Source organism: Kluyvera ascorbata, assembly GCF_023195735.1.
Lineage (GTDB): Bacteria > Pseudomonadota > Gammaproteobacteria > Enterobacterales > Enterobacteriaceae > Kluyvera > Kluyvera ascorbata.
The window spans coordinates 3,335,060-3,357,070 of record NZ_CP096201.1 but is presented as its reverse complement, the minus strand read 5'-3'; the positions used below and the strand labels follow the sequence as shown (position 1 = coordinate 3,357,070).

Here is a 22,011-nt window from a genome sequence, read left to right as displayed (position 1 = left end):
CTAGCGCGGCAGTTTACCGTGATCTTCCAGCCAGGCGGCGGTACGAACAATACCGTCGTCTAATGAGACAATGGGTTCATAGCCCAGCTCTTCGCGAGCGCGGCTGATATCCAGCGTAAAATCGAAGTTCAGCTTTGAAACGCCGTAGTGGGTGAGCGAAGGTTCTTTCGCTTTTTTATCACCAAAGCGCTCCATGCTGCGGGCAATCATATCCAGCATTGGATAAGGCACGGAGCGGATGCGGCAGGGGATATCCAGTTCGTCAATCAAACGCTCTACGATGCTGCGCAGGGTGCGCGGTTCACCGTTGGTGATGTTGTAGGCGCGGCCGGAAGGCAGGTCGTCACAGCGCGGCTGGCTGGCGAGCCACATGGCGTGAACTGCATTCTCGTAGTAGGTCATATCCACCATCGCATGGCCGCCGCGCGGCAACAGCACGCTGCCGTAGTGGTGCATCATCTGCGCCAGACGCGGAATAAACACTTTATCGTGGGGACCAAAGACGCTCTGCGGACGAAGAATAGTGAAGCGGGTATTCGGGTTGGCCTGTGCCAGCAGCTGGATCACCTCTTCGCTTGCCGCTTTGCTGCGGGCAAACTCGTTGGCGAAACGGTGAGGGCGGAAATCTTCGGTAATATCGCGATGGTGATGGTAATCAAAGTACAGCGACGGTGAAGAGATGTGAATGAAGTTGCGTACGCCCCACGCGACGGCCCATTCGCCAAGACGGCGGGTGGCACGAACGTTGGCTAAGTCGAAGGCGGCCTGGGTGCCCCACGGTGAGGTGAAGCTGGAGCAGTGCCACAGCGTGTCAACGCCCGCCAGCATCACTTTTGCCTGGGAGGAAACCAGTTCAGTCAGGTCAGCATGGACGAACTCCGCGCCCATTTTCTCCAGCAGTTTGCCCATCGCTTCGTTGCGACCGCTCGCTCTGACGCTGATGCCTCTGCTACGCAGATATTCAACCGCGTTTCTGCCTAACCCGCTGGTGGCGCCGGTGACCAGTACCTTCATAATCATCCACAGTGTTAAAAAAGAGTTTCGTGCGCATTCTTCCGTTTATTTCACTTGTATGCAATGGGAAACTAAGACGAAAAAGGGTTATTGCGCACTTTTTCCTGTCGCTTCTTCTGCCAGACGGGTAATGCGCCGCGCCATTCCCCGGAAGATAAACAGATGCGCCGGGATCATCAACAGCCAGTAGAGTAATCCTGGCATACCGTGCGGATGCCACCAGGCGCGTACGTCAAGTTCACGGTGTGTGCCTTTATCGACCATGGTAAAGCTTAGACGACCGAGGCCGGGTGCTTTCATGCCAAAGAGTAAAGTGAGCGCTTTTTCAGGTTCTACGATGATAACCTTCCAGCTGTCGACGGTATCACCCACCTGCAGCATCGCTCGTTCCGGGCGGCCTTTGGCGAGCCGGTGTCCGACCAGCAGGTCCATCGCCGCGCGCGTTTTCCACAGCACGTTGCCGAAGAAGTAGCCCTCTTTACCGCCCAGACGGTTTACCACCTGCCACAGCGCAGAAAGGCTTGCCGATGTTTGAACCGTAAAACCGGCCTGCTTGGCAAAAAAACCGTACTCGGGCCGCCAGCGCGCAAAAGCCTGCGCGTCGTAGCCCCAGTCGCTGGAGTTGGCGAGCTTTTTTTCTTCTTCCAGTGTGCGACGAACCGCTTCATCGAAGGGGATCAGTTGCTGAGGGATCAGCGCACGTAGCGTGCGATCGCCCGCGAGCAGATCGTGCTTCAGTCCCTGGATCAGCGCTTTGGCGATCGTGGGTGGCACGGACGTAATCACATTTAAGAACCATACCGAGATCCAACTGGTGGGCAGCGGAATGGGGATCAGCGGCCGATGGCGACCGCTGACCGCCATGAAATGTTCAAACTGCTGCTGATAGGTCAGTTCTTCCGGGCCTGCGGCTTCAAATACGCGGTGTTCTGGTGACGGATGGTTTAACAGTTCGACCAGGTAGAACAGCAAGTTTTCCAGTGCGATAGGGGTCGTGCGTGAACGCACCCAGCGCGGTGGGGTGAGCACCGGTAGGTTATAGACCATGTCGCGCATCACCTCAAAAGCGGCAGAGCCCGCGCCGACGATGATCCCGGCCCGAAGTTCGCTGACAGGGACTTCTGCGCTGCGCAGAATATCCGCCGTGAGCTGGCGAGCGCGCAGGTGCGGTGACTGTTCATGCTCCGGAGCTTGCAGCGAGCTTAAGAAGATCAGCTGTTTTACCGGGGTTATCAGCAGCGCGTCGCGTACGTTTTCCGCCACGCGGCGCTCGTGCTTAATAAAGTCCTTACTCTCGCCCATACCGTGCACCAGGTAGTAGACGGTATCGACGCCGTTGAGCAGTCGTGCGACATCGGTGGTTTTTTCCAGGTCGACCGAATAGCAGGTCACGCCCGGAAGCTGTAGCTTTTGTAGCCGCTCAATGCGACGTGCCACCGCCCGCACGGTATACCCGCGCTGGCTTAATTCAGACACCAGGTGCTGGCCGATATAGCCGCTGGCACCAAAAACCAGAATAGTACGTGGCACGTCAGCCTCCTTAACGGGCTAAAAAGGCTTTCCAGTGTGAGACAACGTCTTCGAGCTGCTGACGATTGACGTCCAGATGAGTGACCAGGCGCACGATAGGCGAGGCGTTAAGCAATACGCCGCGTGCTTTCATAAACTCGCCCAGCGCTGCGGCGTGAGCGTCGCCGACGCGCACAAACAGCATGTTGGTGTCGTGGCGCATAACATCTGCGCCAATTTCACGCAGCTGCTCGGCAAGCCATGCCGCGTTGTCGTGGTCGTCTTGCAGGCGCGCAACGTTATTTTTCAGCGCATACAGCCCGGCGGCTGCCAGAATACCTGCCTGACGCATACCGCCGCCGGTCATTTTGCGCCAGCGGTTAGCACGTTTGATGTAGTCATGGTTGCCGACCAGCAGTGAACCGACCGGCGTGCCGAGGCCTTTTGAAAGACAAATGGTGAAAGAATCGCAGTATTGGGCAATGTCTTTCAGCTCGCAGCCGTAGCTGACCAGGGCGTTGAAGATACGTGCGCCGTCTACGTGAAGGGCCAGACCACGCTCGCGGGTAAATTCCCACGCCTCTTTCAGGAAGGCCTGCGGCAGCACTTTACCGTTGTGGGTGTTTTCGATGCTCAGGAGTTTGGTACGCGCAAAGTGGATATCGTCGGCTTTGATTTTTGCCGCGACTTTATCGAGCGGCAGCGTACCGTCTGAAGCGGCATCAATCGGCTGCGGCTGAATGCTACCCAGCACCGCCGCGCCGCCTGCCTCGTAGAGATAGTTATGTGCACCCTGGCCGACGATATACTCTTCGCCGCGCTCGCAATGGCTTAGCAGGGCAACCAGGTTGGCCTGGGTGCCGGTAGGGAGAAACAGCGCCGCCTCTTTGCCCGAAAGCTCGGCGGCGTATTGTTGAAGGGCGTTAACGGTAGGGTCGTCGCCATAAACGTCGTCACCGACCGGCGCGGCCATCATCTCTTCCAGCATGGCGCGCGTCGGGCGGGTTACGGTATCACTGCGTAGGTCGATCACGGCATTTCCTTTTTAACTCAGAATAATGCCTCCATTTTTACCTGAGCCAGTTGGTTTTCGCCAGTTCGATTACTTCATCCCCGCGTCCGTTAATGATGGCACGCAGCATATACAGGCTGAAACCTTTGGCCTGCTCAAGTTTAACCTGCGGTGGAATTGCCAGTTCTTCTTTCGCGACAACCACGTCGACCAGCACCGGACCATCGATGCTGAAGGCGCGTTGCAGGGCGGCATCGATGTCATAGGATTTCTCGACGCGAATACCGGTTATCCCGCAGGCTTCAGCAATGCGGGCAAAGTTGGTGTCGCCAAGCTCCGTACCGTCGGTGAGATAACCCCCGGCTTTCATCTCCATCGCCACAAAGCCCAGTATGCTGTTGTTAAAGACCACAATTTTCACCGGCAGCTTCATTTGCACGACCGAGAGGAAATCGCCCATCAGCATGCTGAAACCGCCATCGCCGCACATCGCCACGACCTGACGTCCGGGTTCAGTAGCTTGAGCGCCTAGCGCCTGCGGCATCGCGTTAGCCATGGAGCCGTGGTTAAACGACCCGAGAAGGCGGCGTTTGCCGTTCATTTGCAGGTAGCGCGCGGCCCATACGGTTGGCGTGCCCACGTCGCAGGTGAAGATGGCATCTTCAGCGGCAAAGTGGCTGATTTGCTGCGCCAGATACTGCGGGTGGATGACCTTATCGCTCGGCTTGGCTAAATCGTCTAATCCTTTGCGCGCGCTGTGATAGTGCTCCAGCGCTTTATCGAGGAAGCTGCGATCGCTTTTCTCTTCTAGCAGCGGCAGCAGCGCCGCCAGCGTGGCTTTCACATCGCCCACTAACGCCATATCCACTTTGCTGTGCGCGCCGATGCTGGCCGGGTTAATGTCTATCTGGATGATGGTGCTTTCGGTCGGGTAGAACGGGCGGTAGGGGAACTGGGTACCGAGCAGGATCAGCGTGTCGGCGTTCATCATGGCGTGGAAACCGGATGAGAAACCGATAAGCCCGGTCATGCCGACATCATACGGGTTGTCATATTCCACGTGCTCTTTGCCACGCAGCGCGTGAACGATAGGGGACTTGAGCTTACCGGCAAATGCGGTCAGCTCTTCATGCGCTCCCGCACAACCGCTGCCGCACAGCAGGGTAATATTACGCGAAGACTTGAGCTTCTCGGCCAGTTTATCCAGCTCGCTTTGTGGCGGTGTGACGATAGGATGAGGCGCTGGGTACCAGTTTGTGCTGGCGCTTTCTGGCGCGGCCTTCAGCGCGACATCGCCAGGCAGAACCACCACAGACACGCCGCGGTTCAGCACCGCTTTGCGCATCGCAATGGCCAGCACCTGCGGGATTTGTTCCGGCGTAGACACCAGTTCACAGTAGTGGCTGCATTCGCGGAACAGCTCCTGCGGATGGGTTTCCTGGAAGTAGCCGCTGCCGATTTCACTCGACGGAATATGCGCGGCAATGGCAAGCACCGGTACGTGGTTGCGGTGGCAGTCAAAAAGTCCGTTGATGAGGTGCAGGTTTCCCGGCCCGCAGGAACCGGCACATACAGCCAGTTCGCCGGTGAGCTGTGCCTCCGCGCCAGCGGCGAAAGCGGCCACCTCTTCATGTCGTGTCGGCATCCACTCAATGGTGCCCATTCGGTTCAGGCTGTCGCTAAGGCCGTTGAGCGAATCGCCCGTCACGCCCCAGATTCGTTTCACTCCTGCTTGTTCTAATGTTTTCGCAATGTAGTTGGCTACGGTTTGTTTCATGGTTTTCCATCTCCGGAATTGTGATACCGGTTACAAGTTTAGATGAAACTCGTCGTTTCGCTGGAAATATACCCTTATTTTCAGCGGGTATATTTAGTAAATGAGAAGCAGTACCGTAGATGTTCTACAGGGATAAACAGGGAAAAATTAAAATGATTATAAAATTGCTCCAGGCAGTAAACCGCGCGTTGTCGCACGAAGATTTCGGCAAATTATTACTGCGTTTTGTCGTGGGGGGGCTGATGCTGTTCCACGGGCTGCACAAGCTGTTTGGCGGTGTTGATGGCATCAGCGCCATGCTGGTGGCAAAAGGGCTGCCGGGCTTTATCGCCTATGGCGTGCTGGTGGGTGAGGTGGTGGCGCCTATCTTGCTGATCCTCGGCGTGCTGACGCGCCCGGCGGCGCTGGTCTTAGCGTTTACCATGGTGGTCGCATGGCTGATGGTAGGGTTGGGTGAGACCGGCGCACTGGATAAAACCGGTGCATGGGCAATTGAGAGCCTGGTGTACTTCTTTGTGGCAGCGCTGGCAATTGCGTTTCTCGGCGCGGGGAAATATGCGCTGGGCGGGAAATCAGCCTGGCAGTAGCCGCTCTTTAAAAACATCATGTAGAGGCGAGTTCGCTCGCCTCTGTCTAAAAAACAACGTTAATCATCTTCATCACTCAACCACCGTTTTTTCCGTTGTCTGACCGCATGTTGCATCAGCGCATTGCTCATTGCTGCGCCAATCTCCGCGCTGACCACCAGGCCCTGAATAAACGGACGGTCGTGCATTAACCACGGCAGCCCACCGAAGGCAATGCGTCCACGGGCATCCTCCGGCGCTTGCAGCGTATAATCTTCGCCGATATCCGGGATATCATCGCCACAGGCGAGAAGCTGATTGCGCAAGGTGGGGAAAGGGATATCTTTGCTTTTCAATGCCTTCTGCCCACGAGCATCAATAAACACATCAAATTCATGGCGCTGGTTGTCGTGAGAAATAACCGTCTTGTCCCGATCATTCTTGCGTTCATAATCTGCCCCTAACGCCACTATCTCAATCAGCCCGGCATCGTGCAGCGCCAGCACCCGACGAATGGACTCAGAAGGAATGGCAGCATAGTTATCGATGAACACCCGTGATAGTCCGCGTTTGAACCGTGCGCGGTCAGTCTCATCGAGATACGGCACGATATCTTCGATAACCTCATGTAGCCGCAGCAGAGTATAGCGCCATGCCACGGTGTGCTGCTGCTGTTTGTTACGCTCAACTTCCAGCAGGTTAAGCCTCGCCCAGTCAAATGGATCGTAGTGAATGCGGTCGGCAAAACAGGCGTCGGAGAACGTATCGGCGGTGAGCGCTTCGAGGCATATTTGCTCGCTCCATTGCGGAGCCGCTTCCTGTAACTGCTTCACGATAAGTTCAAAGATGCGGTCCAGGAGTCCGTTTTGACCTTGTGCAATAGTGCGCTCAATGGCGTCTACGGTGGCGACAGTCAGCGGTTCATAGGGAAGAGGGCAGTAAAAATCAGCCTCTGGCAGCACACCGGTGCGAGACATCAGGGTCAGCTTCAGGTTTTGGCTGCCCGGTTTGCGTGTAAAGCGAATTGTGCCATCCGTATCGGTAATGAAGCTTCCATGTTGGCACACCACGGCGACCGCCGCGTCGATAGCGCTTAGGGAGGTGCCCAGAATGCCCACCCGACAGGCGTTAATTTGCGCGTCCATCAGGCCGGTCCATGGGCTAGGGAAATATTGACGTGGCGACGGACTCGTTCCAGGCCACAAATGGCCGGTGGCAACAACGGCAAAGTCGACATCAACGGGCTGCGATGAGTGGTTTATCCACAGTGAGACCCCTTCTGAGTTCGCACGTAGATCGGTGACTTCGCTGGATTCATTTACGGAAACCTCAAAGCCCAATCCCTGAGCCTTGTCGACAAGGGCTAAAAAGCGATCGTGATAATAGTCGCCGAGGATCACGCGCGGCAAAAACTGTCGCTCGTGGAGAGCGGTACGTTCTACGCCAAATTGCGCGAGGTAGTCATCGCTTTGGTTTTGTAGCCACGTCAGATAGGTGATTTCAATGGGGGGGATCTCAATACTGGCGATGTTTGCCAGCATATGTTCAGAGTTGTTTTCGTTGTTGTAGGGCATACCGACGCCCGCCTGTTCGGCTTTCTCATAGAGCAGTACTGCCAGCGGTTCACCACGTTCTACCAGCGCATGAAAGGTGTAGATCCCGGTGGGGCCGACGCCGACGATGGCGACTTTTTTCATGTGGCTCCTTTTTGAAACGCTTGACAGAGGATCGGGGGTATTGACTCGTTTGTGAATAATTTATATCTGCTTCATGCACACATTGCAGACAATCTCCTCAATATACACAACACGCAAATCACTATCCTTTTCTCGCAAGCAAAAAAAAGCCATCCGTTTTTACCGGATGGCTTTTTTACATCATAGCGCAGTTTACGCCAGTACCAGATCGCCCTGCGGATGACAGGAGCACGCCAGCACGTAACCATCGGCGATTTCCGCCTCGGTTAACGTCATGGTGCTGGTGACCGTATACTCGCCGGAAACCACTTTGGTTTTGCAGCAGCCGCAAACACCCGCGCGGCATGCAGCCACTACCGGCACTTTGTTGCTTTCCAGCGCGTCCAGCAGCGTGGTGCCCACTGGCGCGTAGAACTCTTTTGCCGGTTGCAGCTTGGTGAACTTCAGGCCACTCGTTGCAGCATCAGCCACCGGGGTGAAGAATTTCTCTTTAAAGAAGCGCGTCACGCCAAGCGCCTTCACCTCTTTCTCGACCATATCCATGTATGGCGCAGGGCCACAGGTCATCACGGTACGAGAGGTGAGGTCCGGTACGCTTTTCAGCAGTTCGGTGCTCAGACGACCAGAAACGAAGCCGTGCGTGGCGTTGTTTTCTGCAACCAGCGTGACCGGATACTGCCGCCATTCCTCGGCAAAAATCACATCCTGCGGTGAGCGCACGTTAAAAATAACCTGCACATCGACCTCTGGACGGTACTTCGCCAACCAGCGGCGCATCGATATAATCGGCGTAACGCCGCAGCCGGCGGCCAGCATCAGGAATTTGTCGTCGGCTTTATCTTCACAGGTAAATTCACCCATCGCATCGGACAGCCAGATATAGTCGCCGCGCTTCACGTCGCGGGTCAGCCACTGTGAACCGGCACCGTCGTCAATACGGCGGACGGTCAGCGTAATGTACTCGCTGACGCCCGGAGTCGAAGAGAGGGTGTAGGCACGCAGCGTATCCGCTGAGTTGCGCACGCTGACCAGTGCGTACTGCCCGGCGTGGTAAGGATAATAATCGTGACAGAGCAACGAAATTGTCCAGACGTCCGGCGTTTCCTGATGGATATGGTGAACCTGCATCCGCCACGGGCACTGATTTGTTGGCATGGTCATTCTGTACTCCTTACGCGCTCAGCAGCTGCTTCATATCTTCTTCAACGGTGGTCACGGAACGAAGACCGAACTTCTCGTTGAGCACTGCCAGCAGGTCCGGCGTGAAGAAACCTGGTGCGGTTGGGCCAGTGACGATGTTTTTCACGCCCAGAGAGAGCAGGGTCAGCAGAATAACAATCGCTTTCTGTTCGAACCAGGAGAGCACCAGAGACAGCGGCAGGTCGTTCACGCCGCAGCCCAGTTTTTCTGCCAGCGTGACCGCCAGGATGATGGCTGAGTAAGCATCGTTACACTGACCAGCATCGACCAGACGCGGCAGGCCTTCGATATCGCCAAACTCCAGCTTGTTGAAACGGTATTTACCGCACGCCAGGGTCAGGATCAGGCAGTCGTCCGGTACGCTGGTGGCGAAATCGGTGAAGTAGTTACGTTCACCGCGTGCGCCGTCGCAGCCGCCGACCAGGAAGATGTGACGCAGTTTTTCGCGGCTCACCAGGTCAATCAGGGTATCCGCAGCGCCCAGCAGGGTCTGACGGCCAAAACCGACGGTGATAAGGTGCGGGATTTCGCTGTATGGGAAGCCTGCCATCTGCTGCGCCTGAGCGATAACCGGACCGAAGTTGTCGCCTTCGAGGTGGCTCACGCCTGGCCAACCGACGATGCTACGGGTCCAGATACGGTCGTCGTAGGCGCCCACGGTTGGGTCGATGATGCAGTTAGAGGTCATCACGATTGGGCCAGGGAAACGGGCGAATTCTACCTGCTGGTTCTGCCAGCCGCTGCCGTAGTTACCGATCAGATGTTTGAACTTACGCAGCTCAGGGTAGCCGTGTGCTGGCAGCATTTCACCGTGGGTATAGACGTTAACGCCGGTGCCTTCGGTTTGTTCCAGCAGGTTGTAGAGATCTTTGAGATCGTGGCCGGAGATCAGGATGCATTTGCCTTCGGTCGCTTTCACGTTGACCTGAGTTGGCGTTGGGTGACCGTATTTGGTGGTTTCACCCGCGTCCAGAATGCTCATCACTTTGAAGTTCATCTGGCCGATTTCCATTGAGCACTCCAGCAGAGCGTTCATGTCGGAAGGCCAGGTACCCAGCCACGCCATAATTTTGTGGTACTGCGCGTAGATGTCGTTGTCGTACTGGCCGAGTACGTGGGCGTGCTCCATATAGGCAGCCGCACCTTTCAGGCCGTACAGGCACAGCAGACGCAGGCCCATAATATTTTCGCCGATAGCGGCTTTATCTTTGTTTGGCGTGAACTCAGCGGCCTGCTGCTGCAGGGCACCCAGATCGTCGCTCGCCAGCTGCAGGTCGGCCATTGGGTTATCAACGGTGGCGTTGGCGTCTACGGCCAGGCACTGCGCTTTCAGCGCTTCACGCAGGGCGATCGCTTCACGGGCATAGCCGACAATGCGCGGGGAATCGAAGTTAACGTTAGTCAAGGTAGAGAAGAACGCGCGCGGGGCGAAGTTATCGACATCGTGGCTGATGATGCCGTATTCGCGGGCTTTAATCGCCCATGCGGACAGACCCTGCAGGGCCGCAATCAGCAAATCCTGCAGATCGGATGTTTCAGCGGTCTTACCGCACATACCCTGTGCATAAGAGCAGCCGTTCCCTGTCGGAGTACGGATGGTTTGTTCACATTGCACACAAAACATGGTCACACCTTTTAAAGTTATATTTAATATACATGTTTAAGGGTAAGCCTGGTGCTAAGCCTTGAAAAGGCATTTTTGGTGCAACTTACAGGGAGGTTGATTTAGCGCAATTTTGGCGGCAGCGAGCGCTACCGCCATAGAGGTATCAGGCGGTGAAGAAGGCCATCATCAGAGGAACCAGCAGGCTCAGTAGGAAGCCGTGGACAATAGCGGGGGGCACCATTTCGACGCCGCCAGAGCGCTGCAGCACCGGCAGGGTAAAGTCCATTGAGGTTGCGCCGCAAAGCCCCAGCGCGGTGGAGCGGCTTCGGCGAACCAATCCTGGAATTAACATGATGGCGAGTAGTTCGCGCGCCAGATCGTTAAAGAAGGTGGCGCTGCCGATGACCGGGCCATAAGCATCAGTCAGAAGAATACCTGAAAGCGAATACCAGCCGAATCCGGACGCCATCGCCATCCCGGTTTTAATCGGTAACCCGAGCAGAAAAGCGTTAATCACTCCGGCTACCATCGAGCTGGCGACGACAACCAGCGCAATGACCATGCCGCGGCGGTTGAGAATTATCTGCCGTAATGTCATACCACTATTTCTTAGCTGAATACCTACAAGGAACAGCAGGAAAATAAGAGTATATTCGCTGGCATCGGTCGCGTGCTGTAAAAAAGAGAATCCGCTGAGTCCAACCGCAAAACCGGCAATAACCACAAAGCATAGCTTTAATGATTCCAGCGCCATGGCTAAACGCGATGGTAATTTTTCCTGGTGGTGAGGATGTCCCCAAGGCAGGGCTTTTTCAAGCCAGAAAAGCGCCAGCGTATTACACAATAAAATAACCACAATACTAATAGCAGAATAGTGGAAAATGGCTAACAGGTTGTCGGCCAGATTATCCAGGAATGCCAGGCTTATCCCCATGAAAAAGAGAATAAGGTAAACAATCCAGCTCAGCAGACGGTTGATTATTTGCAGTGCGCTGCGATGGGTAAGGGGGATGAGGTAGCCGATAATTAGCGGCACCAGAATGATTAGCAATCCCGATAACATGACTGACTCAGTTCCTTGCAGTTTTGAAATAGCGCACAGACACTACCGAAAACCCCATTCTGAGTAAAGCCACGAAAAAAGAAAGACCCGGCAGAGCGGGTCTTTGTAGGCCGGATCAGGCAACGCCGCCATCCGGCAATGTATCTGTCGCTGCCTGATGGCGCTACGCTTATCAGGCCTACAGGCTACTTATTTCTTTTCCAGCAGAGTGCGATAAATCAGGCCACCCAGGATACCGCCAATAATTGGCATTACCCAGAAGAGCCACAGCTGGTGCAGTGCCCAGCCGCCCTGGAAGATAGCCACAGCGGTACTACGCGCCGGGTTAACGGAGGTGTTCGTCACAGGAATGCTGATCAGGTGGATCAGGGTCAGCGCCAGACCGATAGCAATTGGCGCAAAGCCAGCAGGCGCATTCTTGTCGGTTGCACCGTGGATAACCAGCAGGAAGCCACAGGTCAGCACGATTTCAATCACGATAGCAGACAGCATGGAGTAGCCGCCTGGTGAGTGTTCGCCATAGCCGTTAGACGCAAAGCCGCTGGCTGCTGCATCAAAGCCAGCTTTACCGCTGGCGATGAGGTACAGAATAGCCGCGGCGATAATCCCGCCAACAACCTGAGCAATAATATAACCGATAACATCCTTAGCCGGGAAACGACCGCCCGCCCAAAGGCCCAGCGTCACTGCCGGGTTAAAATGACCGCCAGAAATGTGCCCTACGGCAAAAGCCATGGTGAGAACGGTTAAACCGAACGCCAGCGCAACACCCGCAAAGCCAATCCCTAACTCTGGGAACGCTGCAGCCAAAACCGCGCTACCGCAACCACCAAATACTAGCCAGAAGGTGCCAAAGCACTCTGCTGCCAATTTTCTAAACATAACCACCTCGAATCAAAAATATCATCGTCATAAAGGATGACGACTGAATTTATACCGACCTTAAATGAGCGGCAGGTATAGTCAGCGTTATTTTAAAAACTAACGTCATCCCTTAACCAGTTAAATAAATACGCGAACTTTGATGCAAAACAATGTGGTGTTAATCCTTAGACAATCCATTCATTGAATTAGAGTGTAGTGGATTATTTTCGGAATAATCGTGAAGAGTGATTGAGAGCGCACTTTATTACTTTTAGAGGTTAATAAAGCATCACTCCGTCTGAAAGTGAGGCTGTAAGCGGGTGTCAACGACACTGCATCCCGCTATACTGCGAAGATGAAAGGAGTGCAGGCGCGCCCTGTGTTACGGAGGAGTTATGCTTCTTGAACGCACCGAGATTGCAGGATTTCGCGGCATTAACCGTTTGTCGTTAATGCTGGAGCAAAATAATGTCTTAATCGGCGAAAATGCCTGGGGTAAATCGAGCCTGCTGGATGCATTAACGCTGCTGCTTTCCCCGCATGAAGGGCTTTACCACTTCGTCCGTAATGATTTCTGGTTCCCTCCGGGGGATGTCCAGGGGCGCGAACACCATCTGCATATTATTCTGACCTTTCGCGAGAACGAACCCGGTCGTTATCGTGGGCGACGTTACCGAGGGTTATCTGGTTGCTGGTCGTTATGTCCCGATGGCTACCAGCGAATTTTCTATCGCCTTGAGGGTGAGCTTGGCGCAGACGGCAGCGTGTTGACCCTGCGCAGTTTTATTGACTGTGACGGCCAGGCGCTGGAGCTTGATGATATCGATGCCTGTGCTCGCGAGTTAATTCGCCTGATGCCGGTGCTGCGCCTGCGCGATGCCCGTTTTATGCGGCGCATTCGTAATGGTACGGTGCCAAACGTCCCGGATGTGGAAATTACCGCCCGCCAGCTGGATTTTCTGTCACGCGAACTGGTCACCAGCCCGCAAAACTTGAGCGACGGGCAAATCCGTCAGGGCCTCTCGGCAATGGGGCAACTGCTGGAACACTACTTTTCTGAGCAGGGTTCCGGCCCGGCAATTCAGCGCTTAATGCGCCGTCGTTCCCATGATGAACAGCGGAGCTGGCGCTATCTTGATCTGATTAACCGAATGATAGACAAGCCCGGTGCGCGTAATCACCGGGTGATTCTGCTGGGCATGTTTTCTACTCTGCTTCAGGCGAAAGGGACGGTCAGGCTGGACAAAGATGCCCGGCCGCTGCTGCTGGTGGAGGACCCGGAAACGCGACTGCACCCGATTATGCTATCCGTCGCCTGGAGCCTGCTGAACCTGCTGCCTTTGCAGCGTATTGCCACCACTAACTCAGGCGAACTCCTGTCACTGACGCCGATGCAGTACGTCTGTCGGCTGGTGCGCGAATCCTCTCGCGTATCCGCCTGGCGCTTAGGTCCGGAAGGCATGAACGCCGAAGACAGCCGACGTATCTCTTTCCATATCCGCTTTAATCGTGCTTCCTCTCTGTTTGCCCGCTGCTGGTTGCTGGTAGAAGGGGAGACTGAAACCTGGGTCATCAACGAACTCGCGCGTCAGTGCGGCCACCACTTTGATGCTGAAGGGGTGAAGGTTATTGAGTTTGCCCAGTCGGGATTAAAACCGCTGATTAAGTTTGCCAGCCGAATGGGTATCGAGTGGCACGTGCTGGTCGATGGCGATGAAGCGGGGAAAAAGTATGCGGCGACCGTGCGCAGTTTAGTGAACAACGACCGGGACCAGGAGCACCATCATCTGACCACGCTACCGGCGCTGGATATGGAACACTTCATGTACAAACAAGGGTTTTCCAGCGTTTATCATCGCGTAGCGCAGTTGCCGGAAAATATTCCGATGAATATGCGGCGAGTGATTACCAAGGCTATTCACCGCTCGTCGAAGCCGGATCTGGCGATTGAGGTGGCAATGGAGGCAGGCCGACGCGGAACCGAAGCCGTGCCGCCGCTGCTGAAGAAAATGTTTTCCCGCGTCGTCTGGTTGGCGCGCGGGAAAGCGGATTAACGCTGAGCGGTGAACTGAATTTGCTGCTGGATTTCATCCAGTAGCGCATAGCGACGACGGTATTCCGCACGTTTTTTGCTGGCGATATCCGCAATATCCTTGCGAGGTATCTCAAGAGGGATATGGAAGTATCCCTCTTCATCGCAGATCCCCCCGACGGCTTCCCAGAACACATCATAATCTGAGAGAACTTTTTTGTTCTTATCGTGGTAACGTTCGCTGCGGAAAATATGTTTTTCATTGCTGACGGCAAGGATCTGCTCAACCTGCAGACGCTTGGCAAATTGGCACACAGCTTCCATGACCACGCGTTTAGGGAACAATCCGTGACAAGCCTTGGTGGCCTCCTGAATGGCTTCATGAGGAAGGTCGCGTCTGCCTCCCTGTAACCCGCCGATAAACAGCGTCCGCTTAGCATTGTAGTTGAGGACGGTGAAGGTCATTTCCGCTAGCGTTTCACCGTCGTTGTTACGGACAATGAGCGTACTCTCGCCTTCTTTGTCCAGGTTAATTTCCATGGTCATTTCAAAGCTGAATATCTCACCGTTTTTCCCCTCGACTTTGGCGAGCGGTAAATACTGCGAATTCAGATAGGTCCCAAACTCTTCTGGGGACATTGTCTCTGATAACAGCTTATAGTGATAACGCAGGGCATCCAGCACCATATGGCGATCAAAATTCATCGCCAGGTAGGGGCGATGCAGCCGAACAGGAAGGCGCGGCTGACGGGCCATCACGGCGCTAAGATTCGGCCACTGTGAAAGCTCACGCATTAAGTCACGGCTTAATCGTGGCATTAATAGAGAGCGCAGCATAAACTTCCGCCGAAAGCTGCGTTGGTGCCAGTGTTCCCCTGGGCGCCATTGTCCACTCAATAGGCTGAAAAATAGGCCAAGGCTGGTAAATGAACGAGTTGGGGTGAGCGAATTATCACTGAGCTGAGACATAGCTGACGACCTGAGTTATAAACTTTTAAAAAGTTTACAATTGGAAAATTAAACCGAATCTCAATCATCGGATAAATCTTAGGTTTCTTTAGAAGTTGTTTATCTTTGGTTTACGCTTGCTTTTACATTCTGTCGAATACACTGGGGAATTCAGGATTTTTATGAACATCAAGGGAAAGTTTAAAAAACGCTATGCGATCGCGGCTATCGTCGTGGTAATCGCTATGGTAGCGGTCTGGAAAACGCTAAATGCGCCATTACCCAATTACCAGACGTTGATTGTTCGCAAGGGCTCTCTTGAACAAAGCGTATTGGCCACCGGTAAACTCGATGCGCTGCGCAAAGTGGACGTCGGCGCGCAGGTGAGCGGTCAGTTGAAAACGCTGTCGGTGAATATCGGCGACAAAGTGGTGAAAGACCAGCTATTGGGGGTTATCGACCCTGAGCAGGCGCAGAACCAGATAAAAGAGGTGGAAGCGACGTTGATGGAACTGCGGGCGCAGCGCCAGCAAGCGGAAGCCGAATGGAAGCTGGCAAGCGTGACTTTTTCACGTCAGCAGCAGCTGGCAAAAACCCAGGCGGTTTCACGTCAGGACCTGGATACCGCCGCCACCGAAATGGCGGTTAAAAAGGCGCAAATAGGCACGATTGACGCGCAGATTAAGCGTAACCAGGCTTCTCTTGATACCGCAAAAACCAACCTCGATTACACGCGCATTGTGGCGCCGATGGCGGGCGAAGTGACGCAGATTACCACCTTACAGGGACAGACGGTTATCGCGGCCCAGCAGGCTCCTAATATTCTGACGCTGGCGGATCTCCGTACGATGTTGGTTAAAGCTCAGGTGTCCGAAGCTGACGTTATTCATCTCAAACCGGGTCAGAAAGCCTGGTTTACGGTACTTGGCGACCCAATGACCCGCTATGAGGGCACGCTAAAAGATATTCTGCCTACCCCGGAAAAGGTCAACGACGCCATCTTCTATTATGCCCGTTTTGAAGTCCCTAACCCGCAGGCGGTGCTGCGTCTTGATATGACGGCTCAGGTGCATATCCAACTGAGTGGCGTAAACGATGTACTGACTATCCCGCTTTCCGCACTCGGCGATAGCGTCGGCGAAAACCGCTATAACGTGCGCCTGCTGCGTAATGGCGAAGTGAAAACGCGTGAGGTGGTCATTGGCGCGCGTAATGACACCGACGTTGAAATTGCTAAAGGGCTGGAAGAAGGGGATGAGGTCATTATCGGAGAAGGTAAAGCTGGGGCGGTAAAATGACCGCGCTGCTTGAACTCAGTGGCATTCGCCGAAGCTATCCGTCTGGTGACGGCAGCGTCGATGTGCTGAAGGGGATCTCCCTGCAGATCAACGCCGGTGAAATGGTGGCGATAGTCGGGGCCTCTGGCTCTGGAAAATCGACCCTGATGAATATTCTCGGTTGCCTTGATAAGCCCACGAGCGGCACCTATCGGGTTGCCGGGGTCGATGTCGCAACGCTTGATAGTGACGCTTTGGCGGCGCTGCGGCGCGAGCATTTTGGCTTTATCTTCCAGCGCTATCATCTGCTGTCTCACCTTACGGCGGCGCAGAATGTTGAAGTGCCTGCCGTGTATGCTGGCATGGAACGCAAAGCCCGCCTTGAGCGCGCCAGACAGCTATTGCAGCGCCTTGGGCTTGCCGATCGCGTGGACTACGCGCCATCACAGCTTTCTGGCGGTCAACAGCAGCGCGTGAGTATCGCCCGCGCGTTGATGAACGGCGGCCAGGTGATCCTCGCCGATGAACCGACTGGCGCGCTTGATACCCGTTCGGGTGAAGAGGTGATGGCAATACTGCATCAGCTTAAAGAGCAGGGCCACACGGTTATTATTGTTACTCACGACCCGCAGGTTGCTGCGCAGGCTGAGCGGGTGATTGAGATTCGCGACGGGGAAATTATTCGTAACCCGCCAGCGCGTCAGACCGCGGCGGCAGCCCGCGAGCCAGCGGCACAGGACGCGTCCGGTTGGCGGCAGTTCAGCAACAGTTTCCGTGAAGCGTTATCGATGGCCTGGCGCGCGATGGTCGCCAACAAGATGCGTACGCTGCTGACTATGCTTGGCATTATTATCGGCATTGCCTCGGTGGTCTCTATCGTCGTGGTGGGCGATGCGGCTAAGCAGATGGTGCTGGCCGATATCCGCGCCATCGGCACCAATACCATTGACGTCTATCCGGGGAAAGATTTCGGTGATGACGATCCGCAGTATCAGCAGTCGCTGAAATATGACGACCTGCTGGCGATTGAAAAGCAGTCGTGGGTCAGTTCAGTCACGCCTTCAGTGTCAAAAAACCTGCGCGTCAGGGCTGGCAACATCGACGTTGCCGCCAGCGTTCAGGGCATTGGGCAGCACTATTTTAACGTCTACGGTATGACGTTCAGTGAGGGGAATACCTTTAACGACGTGCAGGCCGCTGAACGTTCGCAGGTTGTGGTGCTCGACAGTAACACCCGTCGCCAGCTGTTCCCGAATAAGGCCAGCGTCGTGGGCGAAGTGATTCTTGTAGGCAATATGCCGGCAACGGTGATTGGTGTGGCGGATGAAAAGCAGTCGATGTTTGGCAGCAGCAAAATACTCCGCGTCTGGCTGCCTTACTCCACTATGTCCGGGCGAGTCATGGGGCAGTCCTGGCTTAACTCGATTACCGTCAGGGTGAAAGAAGGTTACGACAGCAGCATTGCTGAAGAGCAGCTCACCCGGTTGTTAAACCTGCGGCACGGCAAAAAAGATTTCTTCGTCTGGAACATGGACAGCGTCTTGAAAACGGCGGAACGCACCACACATACATTACAGCTGTTCTTAACGCTGGTGGCTGTTATCTCGCTGGTGGTTGGCGGTATTGGTGTAATGAATATCATGCTGGTGTCGGTAACGGAACGTACCCGGGAAATCGGTATTCGTATGGCCGTTGGGGCGCGGGCGAGCAACGTGCTGCAGCAGTTCCTGATAGAGGCGATTCTGGTCTGTCTGGTCGGCGGTGCGATTGGCGTCGCGCTGTCGATGATGATTGCGCTTCTGCTACAGCTGGTGCTGCCGGGATGGGAAATTGGCTTCTCGCCGCTGGCGCTGCTGACGGCATTTGTCTGCTCGACGCTGACCGGCGTGCTGTTTGGTTGGCTTCCTGCACGCAACGCGGCAAGGCTCGATCCGGTTGATGCACTGGCGCGAGAATAAACGCAAAATAAATGAAAAAATGCCAGTCAGAAGGACTGGCATTTTGACAGCGGGATGTACACAATGGGGCAGTCACTAGGCGGCTGTTTCTGCTTCCAGAGGGATAATCACGCTTGCATGATTACCTTTCGGCCCCTCGTGGACATCAAACTGGACGGATTGCCCGGCTTTTAACGTTCTGTACCCATCCATCTGGATGGTGGAGTAATGGGCGAAGATGTCCTCGCCACCGCCTTCCGGGCAAATGAATCCGAACCCTTTGGCATTGTTGAACCACTTAACAGTACCCATTTCCATACTTCGACATCCTTCGTAACACTATTATACGTTTATAAGTAGATGGAATGAACCGGTGGTGGAGTCAGGAGTTGTTCAAAACCTCACCAACTCTCGCCAGTACAATGTAGATATTTCGCACAGTGCGTCAAGCGTTTGAAGGAGGCCGAAGGGGGAAAATGCGTCAAAATTTGAAGCAGTTAACGCTATTGACGGGAATGTGACAGAGTTCGCGAATGACAGCTATAGGTGATAGCTATCTATGATCTACAGTAGATTTAGGACATGTATGCACAGGAATGAATGGCGGCGCTGTTGACGGAAAATGTGTCATTATTTCCGTGAATAATACGGTGCGCTAATGTGCAAACAGACTCGTCAGCAGCAAGAGATGACACCCACAATGATGACTGACAATGAGTAAGACCAGAGACTGGCTGGACTTCGACCAGCTTTCGGCAGATAAACTTCAGGATGGGCTTAAACCCCCATCGATGTATAAAGTGATATTGGTCAATGATGATTACACTCCGATGGAGTTTGTTATTGACGTGTTACAAAAATTCTTTTCTTATGATGTAGAACGCGCAACACAACTGATGCTAACGGTTCACTATCAAGGTAAAGCAATTTGTGGTGTCTTTACGGCAGAAGTCGCCGAGACCAAAGTTGCCATGGTGAATCAGTACGCGAGGGAGAACGAGCATCCACTGTTGTGTACGCTGGAACAAGCCTGATACAGGCATGAAAATTGGGGGAGGTGCCTATGCTCAATCAAGAACTGGAACTCAGTTTAAACATGGCTTTCGCCAGAGCGCGCGAGCACCGTCACGAGTTTATGACCGTCGAGCATCTGTTGCTGGCTCTGCTTAGCAACCCATCAGCCCGTGAAGCGCTGGAAGCGTGCTCGGTCGATTTGGTGGCGCTGCGTCAGGAACTCGAAGCCTTCATCGAACAAACCACGCCGGTGCTGCCGGTCAGTGAAGAAGAGCGCGAAACGCAACCGACGCTCAGCTTCCAGCGTGTTCTGCAGCGCGCGGTCTTCCATGTTCAGTCTTCTGGGCGTAGCGAAGTGACCGGCGCTAACGTCCTTGTGGCGATTTTCAGCGAGCAGGAGTCGCAGGCCGCGTATCTTCTGCGTAAACATGAAGTCAGCCGTCTCGACGTGGTGAACTTCATCTCTCACGGCACGCGTAAAGACGAGCCAAGCCAGCCTTCTGATTCCGGGAATCAGCAAACTAACGAAGAGCAAGCAGGCGGGGAGGAACGTATGGAAAACTTCACCACCAATCTTAATCAGCTTGCTCGCGTCGGGGGAATTGACCCGCTGATTGGCCGCGATAAAGAGCTGGAACGTGCTATTCAGGTGCTGTGCCGTCGCCGTAAGAATAACCCGCTGCTGGTGGGTGAATCTGGCGTGGGCAAAACGGCGATTGCCGAAGGCCTCGCATGGCGTATTGTGCGCGGCGACGTGCCGGAAATCATGGCCGACTGCACTATCTACTCGCTCGATATTGGTTCGCTGCTGGCGGGCACCAAGTATCGCGGCGATTTCGAAAAACGCTTCAAGGCACTGCTCAAGCAGTTAGAGCAGGACACCAACAGCATTCTGTTCATCGACGAAATCCACACCATTATCGGTGCGGGTGCTGCGTCGGGTGGACAGGTGGATGCCGCTAACCTGATTAAACCGCTGCTCTCCAGCGGCAAGATTCGCGTGATGGGCTCTACCACCTACCAGGAGTTCAGCAATATCTTTGAGAAGGACAGGGCGCTGGCGCGTCGTTTCCAGAAAATCGATATTACCGAGCCGTCGGTCGAAGAGACCGTGCAGATTCTGAACGGCCTGAAACCGAAATACGAAGCGCACCACGACGTCCGCTATACCGCGAAAGCGGTGCGTGCGGCGGTGGAGCTGGCGGTGAAATACATCAACGATCGTCATCTGCCGGATAAGGCCATTGACGTGATTGATGAGGCAGGCGCCCGCGCCCGTCTGATGCCGGTGAGCAAGCGTAAGAAAACGATCAACGTGGCGGATATTGAATCCGTGGTTGCGCGTATTGCGCGTATCCCGGAGAAAAGCGTTTCCCAGAGCGATCGCGATACGCTGAAAAATCTCGGCAATCGCCTGAAAATGCTGGTATTCGGCCAGGATAATGCCATCGATGCGTTGACCGAAGCCATTAAGATGAGCCGCGCGGGCCTCGGCCACGATCATCGTCCGGTGGGCTCCTTCCTGTTTGCTGGCCCGACCGGGGTGGGTAAAACAGAAGTGACCGTCCAGTTGGCGAAGGCGATGGGCATTGAGCTGCTGCGTTTTGATATGTCCGAGTATATGGAACGCCATACGGTGAGCCGCCTTATCGGTGCGCCTCCGGGGTACGTTGGTTTTGACCAGGGCGGCCTGCTGACCGATGCGGTAATCAAGCATCCGCACGCGGTACTGCTGTTGGACGAAATCGAAAAAGCGCACCCGGACGTCTTTAACCTGCTACTGCAGGTGATGGATAACGGCACGCTGACGGATAACAACGGTCGTAAAGCCGATTTCCGTAACGTGGTGCTGGTGATGACCACCAACGCCGGCGTACGTGAAACCGAGCGCAAATCGATTGGCCTTATCCAGCAGGACAACAGCACCGACGCGATGGAAGAGATCAAAAAGATCTTTACGCCAGAGTTCCGTAACCGTCTGGACAACATTATCTGGTTCGATCATCTGTCGACCGACGTTATCCATCAGGTGGTGGATAAGTTCATCGTCGAGCTGCAGGTTCAACTGGATCAAAAAGGCGTGTCGCTGGAAGTCAGCCAGGAGGCCCGCAACTGGCTGGCCGAGAAAGGCTACGACCGTGCGATGGGGGCGCGTCCTATGGCGCGTGTGATTCAGGACAACCTGAAAAAACCGCTGGCCAACGAACTGCTGTTTGGCTCGCTGGTTGACGGCGGCCAGGTTACCGTGGCGCTCGACAACGAGAAGAACGAGCTGACCTACGGCTTCCAGAGTGCGCAGAAGCACAAGCCAGAAGCGGCGCATTAACGTTAATCGCTTGCGGTAAATAATAAAAACCGAGCTGACAACAGCTCGGTTTTTTTATGCGCCATCTTCGTTGTTTAGCTGACATTCCATTTGCGCAAATTTGAACAGTTGGATAATAACCAGACGTAAGGGTTGGCATGATGGAGGCAGAATATAACCAAGCGGTGGC

General features: G+C 54.6%; 17 protein-coding genes. 6 read left to right on the top strand and 11 right to left on the bottom strand.

The window, feature by feature from the left end; all coding sequences use genetic code 11:
• The 4 genes from MY052_RS16010 to poxB form a co-directional block, all read right to left on the bottom strand.
• Positions 1 to 1,014 carry an NAD-dependent epimerase/dehydratase family protein gene (locus tag MY052_RS16010; RefSeq protein ID WP_035894678.1) on the bottom strand — a complete coding sequence of 338 codons (1,014 nt, stop codon included), beginning with the start codon at positions 1,012 to 1,014 and terminating at the stop codon, positions 1 to 3.
• Positions 1,015 to 1,101: 87 nt separating this feature from the next.
• The gene (locus MY052_RS16005) at positions 1,102 to 2,544 is read right to left on the bottom strand and encodes a DUF2867 domain-containing protein (protein WP_248537400.1); all 1,443 of its coding nucleotides are present in this window, start codon (positions 2,542 to 2,544) and stop codon (positions 1,102 to 1,104) included.
• Between the two features lie 10 nt (positions 2,545 to 2,554).
• On the bottom strand, positions 2,555 to 3,556 hold the full coding sequence (gene ltaE / locus MY052_RS16000) for a low-specificity L-threonine aldolase (RefSeq protein WP_248537399.1): 1,002 nt from the start codon (positions 3,554 to 3,556) through the stop codon (positions 2,555 to 2,557).
• 37 nt (positions 3,557 to 3,593) lie between these two features.
• Positions 3,594 to 5,312, bottom strand: a complete 1,719-nt coding sequence (gene poxB, locus MY052_RS15995) for a ubiquinone-dependent pyruvate dehydrogenase (RefSeq protein ID WP_248537398.1) — start codon at positions 5,310 to 5,312, stop codon at positions 3,594 to 3,596.
• Positions 5,313 to 5,464: 152 nt separating this feature from the next.
• Here poxB and MY052_RS15990 point away from each other — a divergent pair, with 152 nt between their 5' ends.
• Positions 5,465 to 5,899: a DoxX family protein gene (locus MY052_RS15990; protein WP_035894668.1), complete on the top strand. Its 435-nt coding sequence runs from the start codon at positions 5,465 to 5,467 to the stop codon at positions 5,897 to 5,899.
• 59 nt (positions 5,900 to 5,958) lie between these two features.
• Here MY052_RS15990 and MY052_RS15985 read toward each other — a convergent pair whose 3' ends face one another.
• From MY052_RS15985 to aqpZ, 5 genes are all read right to left on the bottom strand, one after another.
• A complete protein-coding gene (locus tag MY052_RS15985) occupies positions 5,959 to 7,575 on the bottom strand; it encodes an FAD-NAD(P)-binding protein (RefSeq protein ID WP_248537397.1) in 1,617 nt (538 codons plus the stop codon).
• 192 nt (positions 7,576 to 7,767) lie between these two features.
• The gene (gene hcr / locus MY052_RS15980; protein ID WP_248537396.1) at positions 7,768 to 8,736 is read right to left on the bottom strand and encodes an NADH oxidoreductase; all 969 of its coding nucleotides are present in this window, start codon (positions 8,734 to 8,736) and stop codon (positions 7,768 to 7,770) included.
• A gap of 10 nt (positions 8,737 to 8,746) precedes the next feature.
• Positions 8,747 to 10,399, bottom strand: a complete 1,653-nt coding sequence (gene hcp / locus MY052_RS15975) for a hydroxylamine reductase (RefSeq protein WP_248537395.1) — start codon at positions 10,397 to 10,399, stop codon at positions 8,747 to 8,749.
• A 145-nt stretch (positions 10,400 to 10,544) separates the two neighbouring features.
• Complete coding sequence (locus tag MY052_RS15970) at positions 10,545 to 11,444, bottom strand: LysO family transporter (RefSeq protein ID WP_035894673.1); 900 nt, start codon at positions 11,442 to 11,444, stop codon at positions 10,545 to 10,547.
• Positions 11,445 to 11,633: 189 nt separating this feature from the next.
• Positions 11,634 to 12,326, bottom strand: coding sequence for an aquaporin Z (gene aqpZ, locus MY052_RS15965; RefSeq protein WP_035894674.1), 693 nt, complete (start codon positions 12,324 to 12,326; stop codon positions 11,634 to 11,636).
• A gap of 377 nt (positions 12,327 to 12,703) precedes the next feature.
• On the opposite strand from aqpZ, the gene MY052_RS15960 reads away from it, so the two are divergent.
• On the top strand, positions 12,704 to 14,362 hold the full coding sequence (locus tag MY052_RS15960) for an ATP-dependent endonuclease (RefSeq protein ID WP_035894675.1): 1,659 nt from the start codon (positions 12,704 to 12,706) through the stop codon (positions 14,360 to 14,362).
• Here MY052_RS15960 and MY052_RS15955 read toward each other — a convergent pair.
• Positions 14,359 to 15,309: a VirK/YbjX family protein gene (locus MY052_RS15955; RefSeq protein WP_035894676.1), complete on the bottom strand. Its 951-nt coding sequence runs from the start codon at positions 15,307 to 15,309 to the stop codon at positions 14,359 to 14,361. The two genes, MY052_RS15960 and MY052_RS15955, sit on opposite strands and share 4 nt — an antisense overlap.
• A gap of 161 nt (positions 15,310 to 15,470) precedes the next feature.
• Between MY052_RS15955 and macA the strand changes: the two genes are divergently transcribed.
• Together macA and macB are read left to right on the top strand one after the other, a co-directional pair.
• Positions 15,471 to 16,586 (top strand): macrolide transporter subunit MacA, encoded by a 1,116-nt coding sequence (gene macA, locus MY052_RS15950; protein ID WP_202216147.1) that lies wholly within the window; start codon positions 15,471 to 15,473, stop codon positions 16,584 to 16,586.
• Positions 16,583 to 18,523 carry a macrolide ABC transporter ATP-binding protein/permease MacB gene (macB, locus tag MY052_RS15945; RefSeq protein WP_115074619.1) on the top strand — a complete coding sequence of 647 codons (1,941 nt, stop codon included), beginning with the start codon at positions 16,583 to 16,585 and terminating at the stop codon, positions 18,521 to 18,523. Before macA ends, macB begins: the two co-directional genes overlap by 4 nt.
• A gap of 75 nt (positions 18,524 to 18,598) precedes the next feature.
• On the opposite strand, the gene cspD is transcribed toward macB, so the two are convergent.
• A complete protein-coding gene (cspD, locus tag MY052_RS15940) occupies positions 18,599 to 18,820 on the bottom strand; it encodes a cold shock-like protein CspD (RefSeq protein ID WP_035896359.1) in 222 nt (73 codons plus the stop codon).
• 395 nt (positions 18,821 to 19,215) lie between these two features.
• Between cspD and clpS the strand changes: the two genes are divergently transcribed.
• Both clpS and clpA read left to right on the top strand, forming a co-directional pair.
• Positions 19,216 to 19,536: an ATP-dependent Clp protease adapter ClpS gene (clpS, locus tag MY052_RS15935; RefSeq protein WP_035896358.1), complete on the top strand. Its 321-nt coding sequence runs from the start codon at positions 19,216 to 19,218 to the stop codon at positions 19,534 to 19,536.
• A 29-nt stretch (positions 19,537 to 19,565) separates the two neighbouring features.
• Positions 19,566 to 21,842, top strand: coding sequence for an ATP-dependent Clp protease ATP-binding subunit ClpA (gene clpA, locus MY052_RS15930; protein ID WP_035896357.1), 2,277 nt, complete (start codon positions 19,566 to 19,568; stop codon positions 21,840 to 21,842).
• The last annotated feature ends 169 nt before the right edge of the window (positions 21,843 to 22,011 follow it).